Origin of the sequence: Ferribacterium limneticum (genome assembly GCF_020510565.1) — a bacterium.
Classification (GTDB): Bacteria; Pseudomonadota; Gammaproteobacteria; order Burkholderiales; family Rhodocyclaceae; genus Azonexus; species Azonexus limneticus_B.
The window spans coordinates 3,560,286-3,580,987 of the sequence record NZ_CP075189.1; the positions used below are offsets into that span (position 1 = coordinate 3,560,286).

Annotated in this window: 18 protein-coding genes; 9 read left to right on the plus strand and 9 right to left on the minus strand. The window is 61.6% G+C overall.

Going from position 1 to position 20,702, the window contains the following annotated elements; all coding sequences use genetic code 11:
- Nucleotides 1-23 precede the first annotated feature (23 nt).
- The 4 genes from KI610_RS17055 to KI610_RS17070 form a co-directional block, all read right to left on the minus strand.
- Entirely contained in the window at nucleotides 24-971 is a 948-nt protein-coding gene (locus KI610_RS17055; protein WP_226496142.1) for an SdiA-regulated domain-containing protein, read from the minus strand.
- A gap of 15 nt (nucleotides 972-986) precedes the next feature.
- Nucleotides 987-1,670, minus strand: coding sequence for a lamin tail domain-containing protein (locus KI610_RS17060; RefSeq protein WP_226496143.1), 684 nt, complete (start codon nucleotides 1,668-1,670; stop codon nucleotides 987-989).
- 250 nt (nucleotides 1,671-1,920) lie between these two features.
- A complete protein-coding gene (locus KI610_RS17065; protein ID WP_226496144.1) occupies nucleotides 1,921-2,721 on the minus strand; it encodes a response regulator in 801 nt (266 codons plus the stop codon).
- A gap of 166 nt (nucleotides 2,722-2,887) precedes the next feature.
- On the minus strand, nucleotides 2,888-3,595 hold the full coding sequence (locus KI610_RS17070; protein WP_226496145.1) for a pirin family protein: 708 nt from the start codon (nucleotides 3,593-3,595) through the stop codon (nucleotides 2,888-2,890).
- A 51-nt stretch (nucleotides 3,596-3,646) separates the two neighbouring features.
- Here KI610_RS17070 and KI610_RS17075 point away from each other — a divergent pair, with 51 nt between their 5' ends.
- Together KI610_RS17075 and KI610_RS17080 are read left to right on the plus strand one after the other, a co-directional pair.
- On the plus strand, nucleotides 3,647-3,862 hold the full coding sequence (locus tag KI610_RS17075; protein WP_226496146.1) for a LysR family transcriptional regulator: 216 nt from the start codon (nucleotides 3,647-3,649) through the stop codon (nucleotides 3,860-3,862).
- Between the two features lie 74 nt (nucleotides 3,863-3,936).
- Nucleotides 3,937-7,020: a CHASE domain-containing protein gene (locus tag KI610_RS17080; RefSeq protein ID WP_226496147.1), complete on the plus strand. Its 3,084-nt coding sequence runs from the start codon at nucleotides 3,937-3,939 to the stop codon at nucleotides 7,018-7,020.
- Nucleotides 7,021-7,062: 42 nt separating this feature from the next.
- On the opposite strand, the gene KI610_RS17085 is transcribed toward KI610_RS17080, so the two are convergent.
- The 4 genes from KI610_RS17085 to KI610_RS17100 form a co-directional block, all read right to left on the minus strand.
- The gene (locus KI610_RS17085; RefSeq protein WP_226496148.1) at nucleotides 7,063-7,689 is read right to left on the minus strand and encodes a ParA family protein; all 627 of its coding nucleotides are present in this window, start codon (nucleotides 7,687-7,689) and stop codon (nucleotides 7,063-7,065) included.
- On the minus strand, nucleotides 7,686-9,011 hold the full coding sequence (locus tag KI610_RS17090; protein ID WP_226496149.1) for a TAXI family TRAP transporter solute-binding subunit: 1,326 nt from the start codon (nucleotides 9,009-9,011) through the stop codon (nucleotides 7,686-7,688). Before KI610_RS17090 ends, KI610_RS17085 begins: the two co-directional genes overlap by 4 nt.
- Nucleotides 9,008-9,982, minus strand: a complete 975-nt coding sequence (locus KI610_RS17095) for a quinone oxidoreductase family protein (RefSeq protein ID WP_226496150.1) — start codon at nucleotides 9,980-9,982, stop codon at nucleotides 9,008-9,010. The genes KI610_RS17090 and KI610_RS17095 overlap by 4 nt, the downstream gene beginning before the upstream one ends.
- Nucleotides 9,983-10,114: 132 nt before the next feature.
- Nucleotides 10,115-12,259 (minus strand): UvrD-helicase domain-containing protein, encoded by a 2,145-nt coding sequence (locus KI610_RS17100; RefSeq protein WP_226496151.1) that lies wholly within the window; start codon nucleotides 12,257-12,259, stop codon nucleotides 10,115-10,117.
- 251 nt (nucleotides 12,260-12,510) lie between these two features.
- On the opposite strand from KI610_RS17100, the gene KI610_RS17105 reads away from it, so the two are divergent.
- The 4 genes from KI610_RS17105 to holA all read left to right on the plus strand — a co-directional run bounded on the left by KI610_RS17105 (nucleotide 12,511) and on the right by holA (nucleotide 17,263).
- Complete coding sequence (locus tag KI610_RS17105; RefSeq protein WP_226496152.1) at nucleotides 12,511-12,861, plus strand: hypothetical protein; 351 nt, start codon at nucleotides 12,511-12,513, stop codon at nucleotides 12,859-12,861.
- Between the two features lie 243 nt (nucleotides 12,862-13,104).
- Nucleotides 13,105-15,717, plus strand: a complete 2,613-nt coding sequence (gene leuS, locus KI610_RS17110; protein ID WP_226498567.1) for a leucine--tRNA ligase — start codon at nucleotides 13,105-13,107, stop codon at nucleotides 15,715-15,717.
- Between the two features lie 11 nt (nucleotides 15,718-15,728).
- The gene (locus tag KI610_RS17115; RefSeq protein ID WP_226496153.1) at nucleotides 15,729-16,256 is read left to right on the plus strand and encodes an LPS-assembly lipoprotein LptE; all 528 of its coding nucleotides are present in this window, start codon (nucleotides 15,729-15,731) and stop codon (nucleotides 16,254-16,256) included.
- Nucleotides 16,256-17,263 carry a DNA polymerase III subunit delta gene (holA, locus tag KI610_RS17120; RefSeq protein WP_226496154.1) on the plus strand — a complete coding sequence of 336 codons (1,008 nt, stop codon included), beginning with the start codon at nucleotides 16,256-16,258 and terminating at the stop codon, nucleotides 17,261-17,263. The genes KI610_RS17115 and holA overlap by 1 nt, the downstream gene beginning before the upstream one ends.
- On the opposite strand, the gene KI610_RS17125 is transcribed toward holA, so the two are convergent.
- The gene (locus KI610_RS17125) at nucleotides 17,264-17,515 is read right to left on the minus strand and encodes a hypothetical protein (protein WP_226496155.1); all 252 of its coding nucleotides are present in this window, start codon (nucleotides 17,513-17,515) and stop codon (nucleotides 17,264-17,266) included.
- A gap of 113 nt (nucleotides 17,516-17,628) precedes the next feature.
- On the opposite strand from KI610_RS17125, the gene KI610_RS17130 reads away from it, so the two are divergent.
- The 3 genes from KI610_RS17130 to KI610_RS17140 all read left to right on the plus strand — a co-directional run bounded on the left by KI610_RS17130 (nucleotide 17,629) and on the right by KI610_RS17140 (nucleotide 20,663).
- Entirely contained in the window at nucleotides 17,629-18,885 is a 1,257-nt protein-coding gene (locus tag KI610_RS17130) for a glutamate-5-semialdehyde dehydrogenase (RefSeq protein WP_226496156.1), read from the plus strand.
- Nucleotides 18,886-19,024: 139 nt separating this feature from the next.
- Nucleotides 19,025-19,483: a bacteriohemerythrin gene (locus tag KI610_RS17135; RefSeq protein ID WP_226496157.1), complete on the plus strand. Its 459-nt coding sequence runs from the start codon at nucleotides 19,025-19,027 to the stop codon at nucleotides 19,481-19,483.
- A gap of 4 nt (nucleotides 19,484-19,487) precedes the next feature.
- On the plus strand, nucleotides 19,488-20,663 hold the full coding sequence (locus KI610_RS17140; RefSeq protein WP_226496158.1) for an acyl-CoA dehydrogenase: 1,176 nt from the start codon (nucleotides 19,488-19,490) through the stop codon (nucleotides 20,661-20,663).
- Nucleotides 20,664-20,702 lie beyond the last annotated feature (39 nt).

The following is a 20,702-nucleotide window of genomic DNA, read 5'->3' on the forward strand; positions in this document are numbered from 1 at the left end:
CTGCCTCACTGAAAACCGGCGGATCAGGCCGCCAGCTTCCTGCGGCGCGCCACGGCGCCGAGCAGACCAAGACCAGCCAGCAACATGGCGTAGGTTTCCGGCTCGGGAACCGGGGCGGTCAATACGAACAGCTTCGAGTTCGGCATGCCGGAATCTTCCGCGACCAGATAGATCGTTCCCTTTTCGTCGACAGTCACGCCTTCGATGGCCTGATTCGTGACACCGCTGAGATCGAGGCTGCTCAACACCTGACCGGAACGGTTGATTTCAATAAGCTTCTTGGAGTCGAGGCTCAGAATCAGCAGATTGTCGGCTGCAGCGGTACCAACCAAGGCATCAATCGGGGAAAGCGTTTGCACGTCCGAGAAACTGTTGACCCCGAACAGTGAGGTCGTGCCCGAATAAAGCGTGCTCATCGAAGAAACACCACCGCCCTGTGCGAACGTCAGGCCGCCAGCCAGCAAAGCCACCGGACCGTCCTGCTTGACCGATACGAAGCTGCCATTGCGCGGATCGTAGCTGATACCTTCGGTACCGACATTGCCGACAGTGGTGCCGATTGACACAAATTCGGCATTGGCCAAGGCTACGGTGCCACCGGCCACATAGTTGAACTTGAATGCATCCTGCAGACGTTCTTCAGCAACGACCAGCACGCCATTGCCCAGATAGGTCAGGCCTTCAGCATCGTTGTTGGTGCTGCCGGTACCGGTCCAGTTGAAATTCATTTGGCCCAAGGTCTGGCCGGTAAGCGAGATTTCCACGACACCCAGGCCTTCATCGCCGACAAAAAACAACGAGCCCCGATCCCGCGCGTAGGTCACGGCGGAGGCTTCCAAGCCCATGTCGGACAAAGTATCGAGGTTGTACGTACCGGACACCTGGTAACGCGACAGGTCCAGCGAGGTCTGCGCCGATGCGGACAAGCTGGCGAATGCCAGCAGAGATGCAATTATTGTCTTCTTGATCATGCTATTTGCTCCGTCTCAAACTTTACGGCGACGAACGAGACCAGCGATCAGACCAAGGCCTGCCAGCAACATGGCATAGCTGTCAGGTTCGGGTACTGGTGCGTAAATGAAAGTTCCGGGGTTGCCCAAGTCAACGCTGGAACCAGAGTAATAGGAACCATAAGCATCGCCTGCGGAAGCCAGCACCCAGTTGGCGGTGATGGTCTCGGAGGTCAAATCGGTGGCAGCCAGCGGATTGCCGCTGGCATTCTGGGCGCGGATGGTGCCCGGAAAGACAGCGTCACCATAGGTCAGGCGGTCAACGAGAACGTCACCAGCAGCGTAAAGATTGATTTCGTCGCCACGTCCAAGGTTATTGGTATTGCCGCCGATCACCTTGACGCTGGCGCCGAGGTTCCAGGCGGAACGAAACTCTGCCGCGGTAGCTTCGGTCAAAATAACCGACTCGCCAGCACCAACCAGACCAAAGTCGGCCAGACTGACAGAGCCAGGTGTTCTGCTTGCGTCATCGAAAGACCAGCCGGAAAAGTCCACGGCAACCGAACCCATGTTGGTGAATTCGATGTATTCCCCGGTCGTGCCAGTACCGTTGTACATCCATTCAGTAATCTGGACATTGGGAAGGGAAACAGTAGCGAATGCCGCACCAGGACCGGCAATGGCCAGGGCGGCCGCAATAATGCGCAGGGATTTCTTCATGAGCGACTCCATTCAATTCGAAAGGGGGGAAATAGCTCCCCGCGGCCGAACGCAACGTGAACCGATACCGGCGGCCGGGGATTGTCCGAAGATTGGCGTGCGCACATTGCGCGCTTGTGACACAGGTCGCAAACGGCATAGTCCGAATGGATCAGCGCTTGATTTTTCGCACCCAGAAACCGTGAAATTTCTCAGGTTTCACTACGAAAATAAACCGGGAAGCGCAGCGCTTCGCCGGCGCGAGTCCCGGTTAACGGGTCAGCGCTTCGCTGATCAGGCGACGAATGCTGCCGGCCTCGAAAGGCTTGTCGCAGATGGCGGAAACGCCGGCTCGCTCGACGGCGGCCAGGCGACCCATGTTCTGTTCGCTGGTCACCATGAGCACCGGCACCTCGGCCTGCCAGCTTTGCGTGCGGATGTATTCGGTCAGCTCGCGACCATCCATTTCCGGCATGTTGTAGTCGGTAATGACCAGGTCGACCATGGCCTGCTCGAGGAGTGTCACAGCCTCTTTGCCATTGACCGCCTCGGTGATGCGCTCAATGCCCAGTTCCGAGAGAAGTCGGCGCAAATGGCGACGTGATGCCAAGCTGTCATCGACCACCAGAACGCGGAGGTTTTCGATTTCGGCGACGTCGAGGTCTTCCGGCGGATTCAGGTAGTCGGCGGCAGCATAGAGCGCGCGCGACAACTGCTGTTCGTCGAAAGGCTTGGCGACGATGCTGCAGGCGCCGGACTGACGAACGGGTTCGAGCACCTGCGGCCGGGTTTCGCTGGAAACGAGAATGAAGGGCACGGTTTCGAAATCAGCCTCGGCGCGCATGGCAGCGACCAGCTCGGTACCGGCCAGATCAGGCAGGTAGAGGCTGCTGATTACGATGACGTTCGCGCTCTCGACCTTGAGCGACGCCAGCGCGGCGCTAGCCGTGTCGACAACGGTGACTTTCTTGACCCCTTGATGCTCAAGCATCCGGCTGACCAGATGCGCCTGCATTTGCGACGGCTCGACCAGAATGATTGCCAAGTCGGCCAGCGAGGTTGTCATTGCCATGCGATCACTCCGGAACGAAGGGGAATGATCTCACTATAGCAGCCAGCAGGCGGCCGGGGGGCCATCTGTGCCAGCCTTTATCCGTGCAGACGGGCGGCGGCGACGCTGGCCAGGACTTCGCCAACGCGCTTGCCGCAGCCGTAACCGGAGTGAAAAACGACGATGCTCATGCGGCAGGCGGCAGGTCGAAGAGCAGGAATTCCGCTTCTGCACTCGCCAAAAACCGGAGGTCGGTTTCGTCGGCAATCTTGGCGCCGTCACCGGCATTTACGTTTTTGCCGTTTATTTCCAGTTGACCGTAGATAACGTGCACATAGCCCAGCCGGCCGGCCGCCAAGCGGTAATCAATGCTTTCGCCGGGCGCCAGCAGGCTGGCCCACAGGCGCGCATCCTGGCCGATGGTCGTGCTGCCGTCGGCACCGTCCGGCGAGGCAACGAGCCGCCAGCGGCCGCGCAGCTCGGCGAGCGGCAGGGCCTGCTGCTCGTAGCTGGCCGGCGTGCCGTGCTGCGCCGGCTCGATCCAGATTTGCAGCAGGTGCGTTTCTTCGTCGGCCGACGGGTTGGACTCGCTGTGCAGGATGCCCTTGCCGGCGCTCATGCGCTGCACTTCGCCGCGCCGGATCAAGCCGCCGTGGCCGAGGCTATCCTTGTGCTCGAGCGTCCCGGACAGGATGTAGGTGACGATTTCCATGTCGCGATGGCCATGCCGGCCGAAACCGGTACCCGGGGCGACGCGGTCCTCGTTGATGACGCGCAGGGCACCCCAGCCCATTTCGTCCGGGTCGTGATAATCGGCAAAGGAAAAACTGTGTTTGGCGCGCAGCCAGCCATGGTCGGCGTAACCGCGTTCGGCAGAAGGGCGAAGCTGGATCACTGCAATCTCCTTGTGAATGAATCGTAATGATTAGTCACCATAGTATTTGTGGTGTTCAACAATAAACAGCGCATGCCCTCCGCGCTGTCGCACGCCGTGGCCAAACTGGAAGGCGATCTCGGCATCACCTTATTCCTGCGCGAAGGGCGCAAGGCCATGCTCAACCAGGCTGGACGCACGCGGCTCGACGATGGCCGTCACCTGCTGCGCGCGGCGAGCGAACTGGCCGCTCACGCGGTCACAAGCGCGCTAACTGCAGGTCTTTGAATCAGTGATTTACCCTGTCCACACACGCCCCAGATAGTGCTATCGTGAAAGCATAATCAACAAAAAATGCAACAGTGGAAAAATCAGGACATGGCCCACTCGACAGCAGTCAACAAGGCCACTATCTCCCTCAGCTCCTGCTGAGGGAAGGTGGTGCCTGGTTCGCGCTCGGCCTCATTCTGGCCATCACCGCCGGGCTCTACAGCTTTGTTCGGCAAAGCACCGAAGAACAGATTTACCAGCGCTTCCTCTATCGGGCCGAACAGGAACGCAGCATCCTGCTCTCCCGCCTCAATACCCATGCCCAGGTCCTGCGTGGGGCGGCGGCCTTCATTGAAGCGAGCGACGATGTCAATCGCGAAGAATGGCACAGCTATGTGAGCAACCTGCAACTGGCCAGAACCTTGCCCGGCATCCAGGCCACCGGTTATTCGCTGATGATCCACCCCCGCGACAAGGCGGCCCATGAGCAAAGCATCCGGGCCGAGGGCTTTCCCGACTACACCATCAAACCCGGCGGCAAACGCGAACAGTACAGCAGCATCATTTTTCTCGAGCCATTCACCGAACTCAATCAGATCGCTCTCGGCTACGACATGGTCTCGGAACCGGTTCGCCGGCGCGCCATCGAACGGGCGCGGGACAACGGAGAACCGGCCCTGTCGGGAAAGATCACCCTGCTCCAGGAAATCGGTCAGCAGGTTCAGCCCGGCTTCCTGATCTATATGCCCGTTTACCGGGCCGGCCAGCGCCGCGAGACCGTTGAGGAACGCCGGGCGGCTCTGCAGGGCTTGAGCTACGCGGCTTTCCGGGCGCACGACCTGTTGTCCAGCGTAATCACCAAGGACAACAAGGACGTCGAGATCGAGCTCTACGACCTGGCCGTGGCACCGGAAAACCTGCTTTTTGACTCGCACGCCGGAAAAACGTCGGCGCGCGGCCGCCAGCACGTCACGCTGGCGATTGAATTTGGTGGTCACCAATGGGCTGCGCAACTGCACAGCCGCCCCGAGTTCGACCGCATCACGTGGACGCCATTGCCGCTCAGCATCGCCATCGGCGGCACCTTGAGCGGCCTCATGGCTTTTTTCTGGCTGCGCCGCAACGAGCGCTACCGGCGGCACATCACGGGCTACGCCGAGCGTTTGGGCAAGAACGAGAAGCGTCTGAGAACGCTGATCGACACCCTTCCCGACATTGTCTGCCTGAAGGACGGCGAGGGCCGGTGGACCGAAGCCAACACCCTCCTGCTGCGCATGCTGGGCCTGAGCAACACCGATTATCGTGGCTCGACCAGCCAGGAGCTGGCGGCCTCGGGCAAATTCGACACGGCGCCGCTCGCCCTGCTTGAGGCTACGGACGAGGCAGTCTGGGCCAACGGCGAACGCCTGCATGACGAACTGATTTTCCGCGACGACAAGGGTGGTGAGCAGGTTTTCGACGTCGCCAAAGTCCCCCTGTTTGGCACCGATGGCAGCCGCCAGGCGCTGGTCATGGTTGGCCACGACATTACGTCGCGCGTCCAGATCGAAAAGGAGCTGCGTTCGGCCGAACGCAAGTTCCGCGGTCTGGTCGAGCAGTCGCTGGCCGGGGTCTACATCATCCAGGGCCCACATTTTCGCTATGTGAATCCGTGGTTTGCCAAGGTTTTCGGCTACGACTCGCCGGAGGAGATCATCGACCGCGTCGCGGTCATCGATCTGGTTGCCCCGGAGGACCGGCAGAGGGTCATGGACAACGTCCGGCGGCGTGAAAGCGGTGAAATCGAGGCGCTGCATTACGGCTTTTCCGGTCTGCGCACGGACGGCGGCACGGTGGCCGTCGAGGTCTTCGGTACCGCGGTGGATTACGAAGGCCAGCCGGCGGTGATCGGGATCATCATCGACATCTCCAAGCGCAAGCAGGCCGAGGCTGAATTGCAGGGTTACAGGGCGCACCTTGAGGAGCTTGTCGCCTCGCGCACGGCCGATCTCGAACTGGCCAAGGAAGCTGCCGAAACGGCCAATCGCGCCAAGAGCACCTTCCTCGCCAACATGAGCCACGAGCTGCGCACGCCGATGAACGCGATCATCGGCCTGACGCACATCCTGAGCCGGCGCAGCAGCGACCCGGAACAACGCGACAAGCTGGGCAAGATCGACAAGGCCGCCGGCCATCTACTCTGCCTGCTCAACGATATTCTCGACCTGTCGAAAATCGACGCCGAACGACTGACGCTGGAGCAAACGCCGTTGCGCCTGGGCAGCATCATCGCCAACATCGAAAGCCTGGTCAGCGACAAAGTGGCGGCCAAGGGCCTGCAGTTGGAGCTCGACATCGACCCGCGGCTAGCCGGGACGGAATTGCTCGGCGACCCCTTGCGCCTGCAGCAGATCTTGCTCAACGTAATCGACAACGCCGTCAAATTCACCGACCGGGGCCGCGTTTCAATCGGCGCCACGACGGCCGCCGAGACGGCGCGCACCCTGACCGCTCGCCTGGTCATTCAGGATACCGGCATCGGCATCCCGCCCGAGGCGCAGGAGCGCATCTTCTCGCCTTTCGAACAGGCCGATGGATCAACCACCCGGCGCCATGGCGGAACGGGCCTCGGCCTGGCCATCGTCCGGCGACTGGTCCGGCTCATGAACGGCAGACTGGAGCTCAACAGCACGCCGGGCGAGGGCAGCACCTTCATTCTGACCGTCGCTTTCGACAAGGCGGCGCCGGACGCGGCCGAGCCATCCGCCACGCCAGCCGGCGAGGCGGGCGCCACCGGGCTCGACAACTTCAGCGGCAAACGCGTGCTGCTGGCCGAAGATGACCCGATCAACCAGGAAGTGGCGCTCGAACTGCTGCAATGCCTGCCTGGCCTGGTCATCGATGTCGCCGACGACGGGGCCATCGCCCTCGAGCGCGCCGGCGAGACACGCTACGACCTGATCATCATGGACATGCAGATGCCGAACATGGATGGCCTGCTGGCGACCGCCGCCATCCGCCGCCTGCCCGGCTATGCAACGACCCCGATCCTGGCGATGACGGCCAATGCCTTCGCCGAAGACAAGGCGCGCTGCCTGGCAGCGGGCATGTCGGATTTCATCGCAAAACCGGTCAAGCCGGAACTGCTCTACGCCAAGCTGGAACAGTGGCTGGGCGGCAAGGCCGAGTCGGCCTGATTTCGTTTTTGGGCTTTATTTCCGGTTGACCGTGGGAATCGGCTACTCCGCCTCGACCCACTTGATGATCGCCTGCCATTGCTCGATATCGCGCTCGGCGCGCGACGGCGGCAGGTCGAAGATGGTCATGCCGGCGGCCGTGGCCTGGACATAGGTCTGCGTATCGCGCAGGTAGGCCAGCACGGGCAGGTCAAAGGTGGCGAAGAAGCGTTCGAGCTCGCCGGCCGCACGGGTTCGCGCATCGACCCGCATGCCGATCACGGCGACGTCGGCCTTGCCTTTGCGCACGGCCTTTTCAGATAGCAGTTCGGCCAGGAAATGGCGGGTCGCCAGCATGTCGAACATCGATGGCTGGACCGGCACGATGACCCGCGTCGACAGCTTGAGCACGCGTTCGAGCAGCTTGCCGTGCAGACCGGCCGGGGTATCGAGGACGACGTGCGTGGTGCCCTTGGGCGGCCGTGAGATCTTGTCTTCGCCGACCGCCCAAGTATCGATGGTGGGCAGGGCGAAGGGGCGCATGCCCAGCCATTCGCGCGACGATTGCTGACGGTCGATATCGCCGAGCATCACCTCTTCACCCTTGTTGGCAAAATAGCCGGCCAGATTGGTCGCCAGCGTGCTTTTGCCCGAGCCGCCCTTGGGATTGGCAACGAGAAACGCCTTCATGTTGCTGATTCCTTCTTGTCGAGGATATGGCGAACCAGATTGACGTGTTCGCGCAGGGTATAAGCCAGATCAGTGAAGCCGAGCGGGATGTGCAGGGCGCTGGCCTCATCGTCGAGGGCATCGAGCCGGCTGCGATAGTCGGCCAGTTTGGCCGGATCGAAATGGAGCTTGAGGTCGTCTTCGAGGAACTTGAGCTCGCCGTAGATCCGGAACACCTTGGAGCGCACCCGCCAGTTGTAAATCGCCGGCGCCACCTTGAGCAGCGGGATGAGCAGCACGAAAACCGGGACCAGCATGACGATCAGCCGGTCGACCAGCACCGCCAGCCAGAACGGCAGGTAGCGCTGCAGGAAGGAGGGGCCGGACTTGAAGTGGCGCGCCGCCTCGGGCGACAGCGGCAGCATCTGGTCCATATAGGACGGGAATTCGCCGGCATCCTGGAAGAAGCCGGATTTGCCATGCACCTCGCTGGCCGCCTGCAGGATCAGCGCCTGCAAGGCCGGATGGAGGTCGTCGCGGACGATCAGGTTGGCCGTCGGCGCCAGCACCTTGATGTCTTCCGGCGGAAAATCGCGGACCAGATCGGCGACGCCCTGCGGAAAGGTCAGCTTGGTCAGGAAAGGAAAGCGGCGCTGGTAGGCGCGGTCCTGGGCGAAGCTCATGAGCTTGACGCCTGGCGAGCGGATCAGCACCTGGACGACCGGCGCCGTTTCCGCGGCGATGATGAAAGCGGCGTCGATCCGCCCCTGCTGCAGCTCTTCAGCCGCCGACAGGCCGGCCAGCGGGACCAGATGCTTGCCGGCGGGAATTTCGTTGGCGTCGAGCAACTGCTGCGCCAACTGGCGCACTCCCGAGCCTTCCTGGCCGATGGCGATGCGTTTGCCCTTGAGCTCGGTCAGGCGGGTCAGCACCTTGTCGCCGCGATAGAAGACCCAGACCGGCTCGTAAAAAAGGCTGCCGAGCGAGAGCAGGCCGGAATCATCCACGGCGTCGGGATCGGGGTTTGGCGGCACGACACCGCCCTGGACGAAGCCGATCTGCACTTCATCGTTTTTCAGACGATCCAGATTTTCCAGTGAACCGGCCGAAGTCCGGACCTCGAGCGTGATGCCGTTCTTGGCCAGGATGGTCGCGTAACGCTTGGCAAACTGGTAATAGGCGCCACTTTCGCTGCCCGTGCTGATGGCGATTTTCGTCGGCGGCGCCGGCTCGACGAACTGGTAGGCGACCGCGAAGCCGATGCCGGCGAGCAGGACGATCCACCAGGCGGTGGCGAACAGGTCGCGCAGCGAAAGCAGTCCAGCCTTGATTTTGGCCATCATGGCAACAGGATGGTGGAACCCGTGGTCAGGCGCGCCTCGAGATCACGATGAGCCTGGGCGGCATCCTTCAGGGCGTAGGTTTGATTGACCTCGATCTTGACCTGGCCGGAGACGACGACATCGAACAGCTCGGAGCCCAGCGCGACAAGATCTTCGCGCTTCGCCGTGTAATTCATGAGCGTTGGCCTGGTGACGAAGAGCGAGCCCTTTTGCGACAGCACGATGAGGTCGAGCGGTGGCACCGGGCCTGAGGCATTGCCGAACGAAACCATCATGCCCATCGGCCGCAGGCTGTCGAGCGAGCCGGTGAAAGTATCCTTGCCGACGCCGTCATAGACCACGGCGACGCCTTCGCCGTTGGTGATTTCGCGGACGCGCTGGGCGAAATTCTCGGTGCTGTAGTTGATCACATGGTGGCAGCCGTGTGCCTTGGCCAGCTCGGCCTTGGCCGGCGAACCGACGGTGCCGATGACCGTCGCGCCGAGCGCCCGCGCCCACTGGCAGGCGATCAAGCCGACGCCGCCGGCGGCAGCCTGGATGAGCACGGCATCGCCCGGCTGCACGCGATAGGTCTTGCGCAGCAGGTAGGCCGCGGTCAGGCCTTGCAGCATCATCGCTGCGCCAGTTTCGAAAGAAATGGCATCAGGCAGTTTGAGCAGGCGGTGCGCCGGAATGTTGCGGACTTCGGCGTAGGCGCCAAGCGGCCCGCCAGCGTAGGCGATGCGGTCACCGACCTTGAGTTCGCTGACGCCCTCGCCCACCGCCTCGACGACGCCGGCGCCTTCCATGCCGATGCCGGAGGGCAGGGTCACCGGATAGAGGCCGGTGCGGTGATAAACGTCGATGAAATTGAGGCCGACGGCGTGGTGGCGAACCGTCGCTTCACCGGGGGCCGGCGCCGGTACCTCAACCGTTTCCCAGGACAGCACTTCCGGACCGCCGTTTTGATGAAGACGAATGGCGCAGGGCATGGTGATCTCCTCGTTATCTGCTTATTTTTGCGAGATAACGAGGTTATCACCGTGCCGGCCGGCGATCTAGCTTCCGACGATTTGAATTTTGGTCAAAATTTCCGGTTGACCGTGGAAGTCGACCGGAAGCGCTCAAACCGGCGTCAGCTTGGCGTATTCCAGCGCCAGCCACTTCATGCCGCTGCCGCCGAAATTGATCTGAACGCGCGCATCGGCGCCGCGCCCTTCGGTAGACACGATGACGCCGATACCGAACTTGGCGTGCTCGACGGTCTGCCCGATACGCAGGCCGCCGGCCGCCACCGGCTCGGCATAGCCGCCGCCGAACGAGCCGAAAGCCGGGAAGGCCGCCGCCGGCGCCGCTTTCTTGTTGAGCTTGAGCAACAGTTGCTCGGGGATTTCATCGAGGAAGCTCGACGGCACGCAATAGCGCGTCTGGCCATGCAGCATACGGGTCTGCGCGCAGGAAACGTAAAGACGCTGGCGGGCGCGGGTAACCGCCACGTACATCAGCCGCCGCTCCTCCTCGAGGCCATCCTTGCCGGCGTTGATCGAATTTTCGTGCGGGAACAGGCCCTGTTCCAAGCCGGTGATGAAAACCACGTCGAACTCCAGGCCCTTGGCGGCGTGTACCGACATGAGCTGGACGGCTTCCTGACCCTCACCGGCCTGATGTTCGCCGGCTTCGAGGGAAGCCAGGGTCAGGAATGACACCAGCGCCCCGCCTTCGCCGATGGCGCCTTCGTCATCGATGAAAGTGGCGGCGGCGTTGATCAGTTCGTCGAGATTCTCCAGCCGGTCCTGGCCTTCCTTGTCGGTCCGGTAATGCTGGGCCAGACCCGACTTCTCGATAATGTGCTCGACCATTTCCGGCAGCGGCAAGCCTTCCGTCTCGACGCGCAGTTGCTCGATCAAGCGGATGAAGGCGCCGACCGTCTGCCCGGACTTGCCAGTCAACGAGGCAGCCGCGTTGTACAGGCTGGAATTGGTCTGATGCGCCGTCGCCTGCAGGTTTTCGAGCGAACGTGCGCCGATGCCGCGGGTCGGGAAATTGACGACGCGCAGGAAAGCCGTGTCGTCGTCCGGATTGCCGAGCAACCGCAGATAGGCCAGGGCGTGCTTGATTTCCTGCCGCTCGAAGAAGCGCAGTCCGCCATAGACCTTGTACGGCACGTTTTTCGTGAAAAGCTCGTTTTCGAGCACGCGCGACTGGGCGTTGGAGCGGTAAAGCAGGGCGATCTGCGTCGGCGAGATGCCATCGCGGACCAGTTCGCGGATTTCCTCGACGACGAAACGCGCCTCGTCGAGATCCGAATACGCCTCGAAAGCCCGGATCAGCTCGCCTTCGCCGGCGTCCGTCCACAAATTCTTGCCCAAGCGCTCGCGGTTGTTCTTGATGATGGCGTTGGCCGCCGCCAGGATATTGCCGTGCGAGCGGTAGTTCTGTTCGAGCCGGATCACATTATCGCCGGCGTAATCGCGCTCGAAATCGCGCATGTTGCCAACCTCGGCGCCGCGGAAGGCATAGATGCTCTGGTCATCGTCGCCGACGGCAAAAACCACGGCGCCACCGCCCGCCAGCAGTTTCAGCCAGGCGTATTGCAGCTTGTTGGTGTCCTGCACCTCATCGACCAGGATGTAACGGAAGCGATCCTGGTAGTGTTTGCGCAAAGGTTCGTTGCGCTGCAGCAATTCGTAGCAGCGCAACAACAGTTCGGCGAAGTCGACGACGCCTTCGCGGTTGCACTGGGTCTCGTATTCGGCGTACAACTCGACGCGTTTTTGCGTGTAGTTGTCGTAAACCTCGGCCTGCGCCGCCCGCAAACCCTGCTCTTTATGGGCATTGATGAAGTGGCACAGCTCGCGCGGCGGATATTTCTCATCATCGACATTGAGGTTCTTGAGCAGACGCTTGACCATCGCCAGTTGGTCCGCCGAATCGAGGATCTGGAAGGTCTGCGGCAGCCCCGCCTCACGGTAATGCGCCCGCAGCAGGCGGTTGCACAGGCCGTGAAAAGTGCCGATCCACATGCCCCGCGTGTTGATCGGCACCAGCGACGACAGCCGCGCCGTCATTTCCTTCGCCGCCTTGTTGGTGAAGGTCACGGCCAGTACGCCGTGCGGCCCGACCTGACCGGTGGACATGAGCCAAGCGATGCGCGTGGTCAGCACCCGGGTCTTACCGCTGCCAGCGCCGGCAAGTATCAGGGCGTGCACCGGCGGCAAGGTAACAGCCTGAAGTTGCGGCGAATTTAAGTTGGCAAGCAGATCGGACATGAATTATTTCACAGAAAAATTATTACCAAAGGCGTAGAATGTCCGCCATAAAAAGCGGGAATGGAAAACTGGTCAGACCAATTTGTTGCGATTGTGCAACGCAACAAACGAAAGCGCACGGTTTTTTACACACCGCAAAATCTAGCCAAGTATACTTGGCAAAAAATATATTGCAGTGCACAAAACAATTTGCCCACAAGGCAGTCATACAGCAAGTAGCTACCGCTACAACGTAGTAAAGGAGAATCAGCATGAACAGCATGAATGCACCGAAGATCCTGCCCTGGATCGCCCGCAAGGCCGGCATCAGCGACGAGCTCGCGCTCAAACTGTGGCGCCGCGCCGTCAGCGAAGCCGAGTATCTCACCGGCACAACCGAAGGCTCCGCCTACTACGGCCTGGCCGTTGATCGCTTCCTGACCATCGTCGAGGACGAAGTAGGCAACGTTCAATCCTGCAGCCTGGCTCCCGCTCCCCAGCTTTCCTGGATGTGGCGTCACCAGTCCCGGATGTCCCTGCTCTCGCTGGCCGCCTCCCAGAATGCCTACCGTTACTGGCAGAACACCTGGGAAGGCATGTATCCGCAAAAAAAAGCGGCGTGACCGGGCAACGTTAAGTTGAATCCCGCCGATGCGGAGCGTGCAGGCTCAGCATCGGCCCCGCCCGGTCACTGATTCAGTCTGCGGCAAGCGTCTGGCCGTTATGGTCGACGCCAAACACGCCCAAAGGCAGCGCCGGGCGCTGTTGTCTTGCCCCGCCTTTGTCCTCTTCGCCGACGAGTCGGGATCAACCGGTATAATTCGCGGTTACTCTCCGATTTTCAGCGAATGAACCCCGCCATGCCCATGCAGGACAAATACACCCCGGCCGACATCGAGCGCGCCGCCCAGGACCACTGGAACAAGACCGGTGCCGCCCGCGCCGTCGAAGACGCCACGAAACCCAAGTACTACTGCCTGTCGATGTTCCCGTATCCGTCCGGGAAACTGCACATGGGCCACGTCCGCAACTACACCATCGGCGACGTGCTTTCCCGTTTCCACAAGATGCAGGGCTACAACGTCCTGCAGCCGATGGGCTGGGACGCCTTCGGCATGCCGGCCGAAAATGCTGCACTGCAAAATAATGTACCGCCGGCTGGCTGGACCTACTCCAACATCGATTACATGCGCCAGCAACTCAAGTCGCTCGGCTTCGCCATCGACTGGGAACGCGAATTCGCCACCTGCACGCCCGAGTACTACCGCTGGGAACAGTGGCTATTCACCCGCCTCTACGAAAAGGGCCTGGTTTACAAGAAGCTCGGCACCGTGAATTGGGACCCGGTCGATCACACCGTGCTCGCCAACGAGCAGGTCATCGACGGCCGCGGCTGGCGTTCCGGCGCGCTCATCGAAAAGCGCGAGATCCCCATGTACTACATGAAGATCACCGCTTACGCCGAAGAACTGCTGAGCGAACTCGACAACCTGCCGGGCTGGCCCGAGCAGGTGCGCTTGATGCAGAAAAACTGGATCGGCAAGAGCACCGGCGTGCGCTTCGCCTTCCCGCTGGCCGACGATACCGACGAAAAGCTTTGGGTGTTCACCACCCGCGCCGACACCATCATGGGCGTCACCTTCGTTGCCGTCGCCGCTGAACATCCGCTGGCGACGCGTGCTGCGGTCAACAACCCGGAACTGGCCAATTTCATCGAGGAATGCAAGAAGGGCGGCGTCGCCGAGGCCGACATCGCGACGATGGAAAAGAAGGGGATGCCGACCGGCATCTACGTCACCCATCCGCTGACCGGCCAGCAGGTCGAAGTCTGGGTCGGAAATTACGTGCTGATGAGCTACGGCGATGGTGCCGTAATGGCCGTGCCGGCGCACGACGAGCGCGATTTCGCTTTTGCCCTGAAATACAACCTGCCAATCAAGCAGGTTGTCGCCGTCGACGGCGAAACCTCGTTCAGCCATGAAGCCTGGGCTGAGTGGTATGCCGACAAGCAACGCGGCAAGCTGGTCAATTCCGGCAAGTACGACGACCTGAGCTACGAAGCGGCTGTCGACGCCATCGCAGCCGACCTCGCCGCCAAGGGCTTGGGTGACAAGAAAGTGCAGTTCCGCCTGCGCGACTGGGGCATTTCCCGCCAGCGTTACTGGGGCTGCCCGATCCCGATCATTCACTGCAAGACCTGCGGCGACGTCCCGGTGCCAGATGACCAGTTGCCGGTCGTCTTACCCGAGAACGTCGAAATCACCGGCGCCGGCTCGCCGCTGGCCAAGATGCCCGAGTTCTACGAGTGCAATTGTCCGAAGTGCGGCGGCGACGCTCGCCGTGAAACCGACACCATGGACACCTTCTTCGAGTCGTCCTGGTACTTCCTTCGCTACGCCTGCCCGGACAACAGCACGGCCATGGTCGACGAGCGCGTCGCCTACTGGTGCAAGGGCGGCATCGACCAGTACATCGGCGGTATCGAGCACGCCATCCTGCATTTGCTGTATTCGCGCTTCTTCACCAAGCTGATGCGCGATGTCGGCCTGATCGGCGACCTCGGCGAACCATTCGCCAACCTGCTGACGCAAGGTATGGTCGTTGCGCCCACCTTCTTCCGCGATCTCGATGCTGGCAAGAAGCTATGGATCAACCCGGCCGACGTCGATGTCGTGACCGACGAGCGCGGCCGACCGACCGGCGCCACGCTCAAGGCCGACGGCCTGCCGGTGGTCATCGGCGGCACCGAGAAGATGTCGAAGTCGAAGAACAACGGCGTCGATCCGCAGGCCCTGATCGACCAGTACGGCGCCGACACGGCCCGCCTGTTCATCATGTTCGCCTCGCCGCCCGACCAGTCGCTGGAATGGTCTGACGCTGGCGTCGAGGGGGCATACCGCTTCCTGCGCCGCCTGTGGAAGACGACTTACGACCACGTTCAGGGCGGCCTGGTCGACTCCAATTTTGAGCAAAATTCCCTGTCGACCGTGCAAGCCGACCTGCGCCGCAAATTGCACCAGACCATGGGCAAGGTTGCCGACGATTACGGCCGGCGCAAGCAGTTCAACACCGCCATCGCCGCCGTCATGGAACTGCTCAACGCCTACGACAAGACCGATCTCGCCGATGCCACGGGCCGCAAGCTGGCCCAGGAAACGCTGGAAAGCATCGCCCTGCTGCTCTTCCCCATCGTCCCGCACATCGGTCAGGCGCTCTACGCCGAGCTGAAACCGGGCCAGGATGCCGGCTCGGCAGCCTTCCCGAAGGCCGATCCGGCTGCGCTCAAGCAGGATGAAATCGAGCTCATGGTGCAGGTTAACGGCAAGCTGCGTGGTTCCATTCGCGTCTCTGCCGAAGCCGACAAGGCGGACATCGAAGCTGCCGCGCTGGCCTCTGAAGGCGCCGTCAAGTTCATGGAAGGCAAGCCGGCGAAGAAGGTCGTGGTCGTGCCGGGCCGTCTGGTCAATATCGTCGTCTAAGGAAAGCCGCCATGCGTTCGCCGCTCCGCCTGCTTCTCGCCCTGATCATCTCCGCCGCCCTCACCGGCTGCGGCTTCCATCTGCGCGGCGTCGGCAGCGGCAATCTGCCCTACAAGACGATGTACATCGCCTTGCCGGACACGGCTGAAGTCAATATCTGGCTGCAGCGCTACATCAAGGCCAGCGGCAGCACCGAGATCGTCGAGGATGCCAAGGCGGCCGATGCCATCTTCCAGCAACTGGGCGACAGCCGCCTGAAGACCATCCTGAGCGTCAATGCCCAGGGCCGCGTGCGCGAATACCGGCTGCAGCTGACCTACACCTTCCGCATCGTCAATCAGAAGGGGCAGGTGCTGGTTCCGCCCAACGAGGTGGCCCTGACCCGCGATATTTCTTTCGACGACTCGAACATTCTCGCCAAGGATCTCGAAGAAAACCTGCTCTGGCGCGACATGACCAATGATCTGGTCAACCAGATCATGCGCCGGCTGAGCATCATCAAGCCGAAAAACCCCGACGCAGCAGAAGACGACGAGTAATGCTGCTCAAGGGCGATCAGCTGGCGAGCCACCTCGAACGCGAACTGCGGCCGCTTTACGTTCTGTACGGCGACGACCCACTGCTGGTCATCGAAGCCGCCGACGCCATCCGCGCCAAGTCGCGCCAGCAGGGCTACAGCGAACGCGAAGTGCTCACTGTGCTGCCGCAATTCGACTGGGGAACATTGCTCGCCGCCGGCGGCAACATGTCGCTGTTCGGCGATAAAAAAATGATCGACCTGCGCGTTCCAACCGGCAAGGTCGGCAAGGAAGGCAGCGCGGCGCTGCAGCAGTGGTGCCAGAACCTGTCAATGGACAACCTGCTGCTGATCACCCTGCCCGAACTCGACTGGCGCGAGGAAAAGGCTGTCTGGTTCACCGCCCTGGTCAATGCCGGCGTCGCCATCAAACTCATGGCCCCGCCACTGGCCGAGTTGCCGGGCTGGATCGTCGGCCGCCTGCGTCGCCAGCAACAGAGCGCCGACCTCGAAAGCCTCAAGTTCATCGCCGAGCGCGTCGAAGGCAACCTGCTCGCCGCCCACCAGGAAATCCAGAAACTCGGCCTGCTCTACCCGGCCGGCCAGCTCAGCATGGCGCAGATTCGCGATGCCGTCCTCAACGTCGCCCGTTACGACATCGACGGCCTGCGCGAAGCGCTGCTCTCGGGGGATCTCGCCCGCCTGACGCGGACGCTCGACGGCCTCATGCAAGAAGGCGAAGCGCCGCCGCTGGTGTTGTGGGCGATGAGCGAGGAAATCCGGGCGCTGACCATCATTCGCGCCGGCATGGATGCCGGCAAGCCGGTGGACATGCTGCTCAAGGATGCCAAGGTCTGGGGGCCGCGCGCCAATCCGGTGAAGAAGGCGCTGCAACGGCTATCGACCGCAGGGCTCGAAGCGGCACTACAACATGCCGGCAAGATCGACCGACTGGCCAAAGGCATCGGTCATGGCAATATCTGGGAAGAATTCCTGCGGCTCGGCCTGCGCCTCACCGCGGTTAAATAATCAAGCCGCCTTGGGGTCGGCGGCCTTGTCCTCAGGTGGCGCGTCCGGCTCCAGATCTTCCCAGAGACAGGTATGCTCCTGACGCACGTCGTGCAAGCCGGGCTTGTTCTTCTCCTGCACCAGGCATTCCCCTGAACATTCATCAGAAACCACCACCAGCTTCATCTCGGCGTCCACCTGCCGTTCGCCATCCCAGAAGCTACACGTAGCGCAGACCTTAACCTCGGTCGGCAAAATCAATTTTTCAGCCATCTTGTCCTCGACGGAAAGCCCTGTTGTCGTTGCGGATAAGAGTTTACCCGGTTCTAGAAGTTCCCACTTATTTGTCTGGCTATAATGTTCCTTTGCCCCGCACGAAGAACATCATGGACATCAAGCATTACATGCAGACCGTTGGCCGTCAGGCCCGTGCTGCCTCGCGCCGTATCGCCGCGGCCTCGACGGCCGAAAAGAACGCCGCCCTGCTCGCCATCGCCGCCGCCATCCGCCGCGAAAAAGCCGCTCTGGTCGCCGCCAACCAGCAAGACCTGGCCGCCGCCCGCGCTGCCGGGCTTGAAACCGCCATGCTCGACCGCCTGACGCTCAGCGAAAAGGGCGTGGACAGCATGGCCGAAGGCGTCGAACAGGTCGCCAAGTTGCCCGATCCGATTGGTGAAATGGGCGAGTTCAAATACCAGCCGTCCGGCATCCAGGTCGGCAAGATGCGCGTGCCGCTCGGCGTCATCGGCATCATCTACGAAGCCCGGCCGAATGTAACCGCCGACGCCGCAGCGCTCTGCCTCAAATCCGGCAACGCCGCCATCCTGCGCGGCGGATCGGAAGCCATCCGTTCCAACCGCGCCATCGCCGCGCTGGTCCACGAAGGCCTGCAAGCCGCCGGCTTGCCGGCCGATGCCGTGCAGGTCATCGACACCACCGACCGCGCCGCCGTTGGCGAATTGATCACCATGCGCGAATTCGTCGACGTCATCGTGCCGCGCGGCGGCAAGGGCCTGATCGCCCGCCTGCTGGCCGAATCGCGCGTACCGATGATCCAGCACCTCGACGGCAACTGCCACGTCTACCTCGAAGAGGAAGCCGATCCGAACAAGGCACTCAAGATTGTCGAGAACGCCAAGACGCAGCGCTACGGCACCTGCAACACCGCCGAGTCGCTGCTTGTCGACCGCTCGGTCGCTGCCATGCTGCTGCCGCCGATTGCCCACATGCTGACCGCCAAGGGCGTCGAGATCCGCGGTTGCGCCGAAACCTGCGCCATCGTGCCGAACGCCGTCGCCGCAACGGAAGAGGATTTCTACACCGAATTCCTGGCGCCGATCATTTCGGTCAAAGTGGTAGCCGGCATCGATGAAGCCATCGAGCACATCAACAAGTACTCGTCGCATCACAGCGAAGCGATCGTCACCGACAACCACCCGAAAGCCATGCGCTTCCTGCGCGAGGTCGACTCGGCCTCGGTCATGATCAATGCCTCGACGCGCTTCGCCGATGGTTTCGAATATGGCCTGGGCGCCGAAATCGGCATCTCGACCGACAAGATCCACGCCCGCGGCCCGGTCGGCCTGGAAGGACTGACCAGCCAGAAATGGATCGTACTGGGCGACGGGCACGTTCGCGCTTGAGGCCCATTATCCCGACAGAAAGCCCCGGCACACCGGGGCTTTTTTGTCGCCGCCCTGAAGCCAGCACAACGACATTCGCATCAGCCAAGCAATATGTCATAAAATTGGCGCCGTTTTTTTGCCCAATAAAGGAATGCTGATGGCTATCGCCTGGACCCCCAATCTCAACACCGGCATCAACGTCATTGATCAACAGCATCGGCAGATTGTCGATTACATCAACAACCTTGAAGCAGCCAACCTCATTATCGACAAGCGCAAGGTCAAGGAAATCGTCGATTCCTGCGTCGACTACACGCTCTCGCATTTCGCCTTCGAGGAAAGCCTGCAGGAAGATGCGGGCTACCAATACGTCAAGGCACACAAGCGGGTGCATGAGCTGTTCACCCGCAAGGTCGGCGAGTACCAGGAACGCCTCAATTTGGGCGAGGATATCGGTAAAGAGTTGCATGACATGCTGGCCCGCTGGCTGGTCAGCCACATCAAACACGACGATGCCGACTATGTAAGCGCGGTGAAGACGAATATGATTTCGCTCATCGAGGAAAAGGAGACAAAAAAAGAAACGAAAGGCTGGTTCGCTCGTTTCTTCAAATAAACCCATGGCAAAAAACACATTTCACTGGGAAGACCCCTTCCTGCTTGACAGCCAACTTGCAGCCGACGAGCGGCAAGTCCGCAATGCCGCCCGCGATTTTGCCCAGAAGGCGCTGCAGCCGCGCATCCGCGACGCCTTCCGCAACGAGACGACTGACCCGGCGATCTACCGCGAAATGGGTGACATGGGCCTGCTCGGCGCGACGCTGCCGCCGCAGTTCGGTGGTGCCGGGCTCAATTACGTTTCCTATGGCCTGATCGCCCGCGAGGTCGAGTACGTCGATTCGGCCTACCGCACGCTATTGAGCGTCCAATCCTCGCTGGTCATGCTGCCGATTTACGAGTTCGGCTCGGATGCGCAGAAGGAAAAGTATCTGAAGAAGCTGGGCAAGGGCGAGCTGATCGGCTGTTTTGGCCTGACCGAGCCGAACTCGGGTTCCGACCCGTCCAGCGCCTCCACCGTGGCGCGCAGCGTACCGGGCGGCTGGAAAATTTCCGGGCGCAAGACGTGGATCACCAACTCGCCGATGGCCGATATTTTCATCGTCTGGGCCAAGGATGACGCCGGCGCCTTGCGCGGCTTCATCCTTGAAAAAGGCATGGCCGGGCTGTCGGCGCCGGTCATCAACGGCAAGGTCAGCCTGCGCGCCTCGATCACCGGCGACATCGTCATGGACGAGGTCTTCGTGCCGACCGAAAACCAGTTGCCAAAGGCTAGCGGCCTGAAAGGCCCGTTTACCTGCCTGAACTCGGCACGCTACGGCATTTCCTGGGGCGCCCTCGGCGCCGCGGAAGCCTGCTGGCACACGGCGCGGCAATACACGCTCGACCGCCAGCAATTCGGCCGGCCGCTCGCCGCGGCGCAATTGATCCAGAAAAAGCTGGTCGACATGCAAACCGAAATCGCCCTGGGCATCCAGGGGGCGCTACGCCTCGGCCGCATGATGGACGACGGAAGCGCGACGCCGGAACTGGTCTCGCTGCTCAAGCGCAACAGCACCGGCAAGGCGCTGGAAATCGCCCGCAACGCCCGCGACATGCTGGGCGGTAACGGCATTTCGGATGAATTCGGCGTCATCCGCCACATGGTCAATCTCGAATCGGTCACCACTTATGAAGGCACGCACGATGTGCATGCGCTGATCCTCGGCCGCGCCCAGACCGGCTTGTCGGCTTTTTGAATTTTGGCCATTTTTTCCGGTCGACCGTAGCAATGACCA

What these genes read in the sequence shown, in the direction of transcription:
- KI610_RS17135 (WP_226496157.1), top strand. Translation starts at nt 19,025, where the DNA reads ATGGCTATCGCCTGGACCCCCAATCTCAACACCGGCATCAACGTCATT.
- KI610_RS17125 (WP_226496155.1), bottom strand. Translation starts at nt 17,515, where the DNA reads ATGGCTGAAAAATTGATTTTGCCGACCGAGGTTAAGGTCTGCGCTACG.
- KI610_RS17115 (WP_226496153.1), top strand. Translation starts at nt 15,729, where the DNA reads ATGCGTTCGCCGCTCCGCCTGCTTCTCGCCCTGATCATCTCCGCCGCC.
- KI610_RS17100 (WP_226496151.1), bottom strand. Translation starts at nt 12,259, where the DNA reads ATGTCCGATCTGCTTGCCAACTTAAATTCGCCGCAACTTCAGGCTGTT.
- KI610_RS17065 (WP_226496144.1), bottom strand. Translation starts at nt 2,721, where the DNA reads ATGGCAATGACAACCTCGCTGGCCGACTTGGCAATCATTCTGGTCGAG.
- holA (WP_226496154.1), top strand. Translation starts at nt 16,256, where the DNA reads ATGCTGCTCAAGGGCGATCAGCTGGCGAGCCACCTCGAACGCGAACTG.
- KI610_RS17140 (WP_226496158.1), top strand. Translation starts at nt 19,488, where the DNA reads ATGGCAAAAAACACATTTCACTGGGAAGACCCCTTCCTGCTTGACAGC.
- KI610_RS17060 (WP_226496143.1), bottom strand. Translation starts at nt 1,670, where the DNA reads ATGAAGAAATCCCTGCGCATTATTGCGGCCGCCCTGGCCATTGCCGGT.
- KI610_RS17090 (WP_226496149.1), bottom strand. Translation starts at nt 9,011, where the DNA reads ATGATGGCCAAAATCAAGGCTGGACTGCTTTCGCTGCGCGACCTGTTC.
- KI610_RS17085 (WP_226496148.1), bottom strand. Translation starts at nt 7,689, where the DNA reads ATGAAGGCGTTTCTCGTTGCCAATCCCAAGGGCGGCTCGGGCAAAAGC.
- KI610_RS17105 (WP_226496152.1), top strand. Translation starts at nt 12,511, where the DNA reads ATGAACAGCATGAATGCACCGAAGATCCTGCCCTGGATCGCCCGCAAG.
- KI610_RS17095 (WP_226496150.1), bottom strand. Translation starts at nt 9,982, where the DNA reads ATGCCCTGCGCCATTCGTCTTCATCAAAACGGCGGTCCGGAAGTGCTG.
- KI610_RS17055 (WP_226496142.1), bottom strand. Translation starts at nt 971, where the DNA reads ATGATCAAGAAGACAATAATTGCATCTCTGCTGGCATTCGCCAGCTTG.
- KI610_RS17130 (WP_226496156.1), top strand. Translation starts at nt 17,629, where the DNA reads ATGGACATCAAGCATTACATGCAGACCGTTGGCCGTCAGGCCCGTGCT.
- leuS (WP_226498567.1), top strand. Translation starts at nt 13,105, where the DNA reads ATGCAGGACAAATACACCCCGGCCGACATCGAGCGCGCCGCCCAGGAC.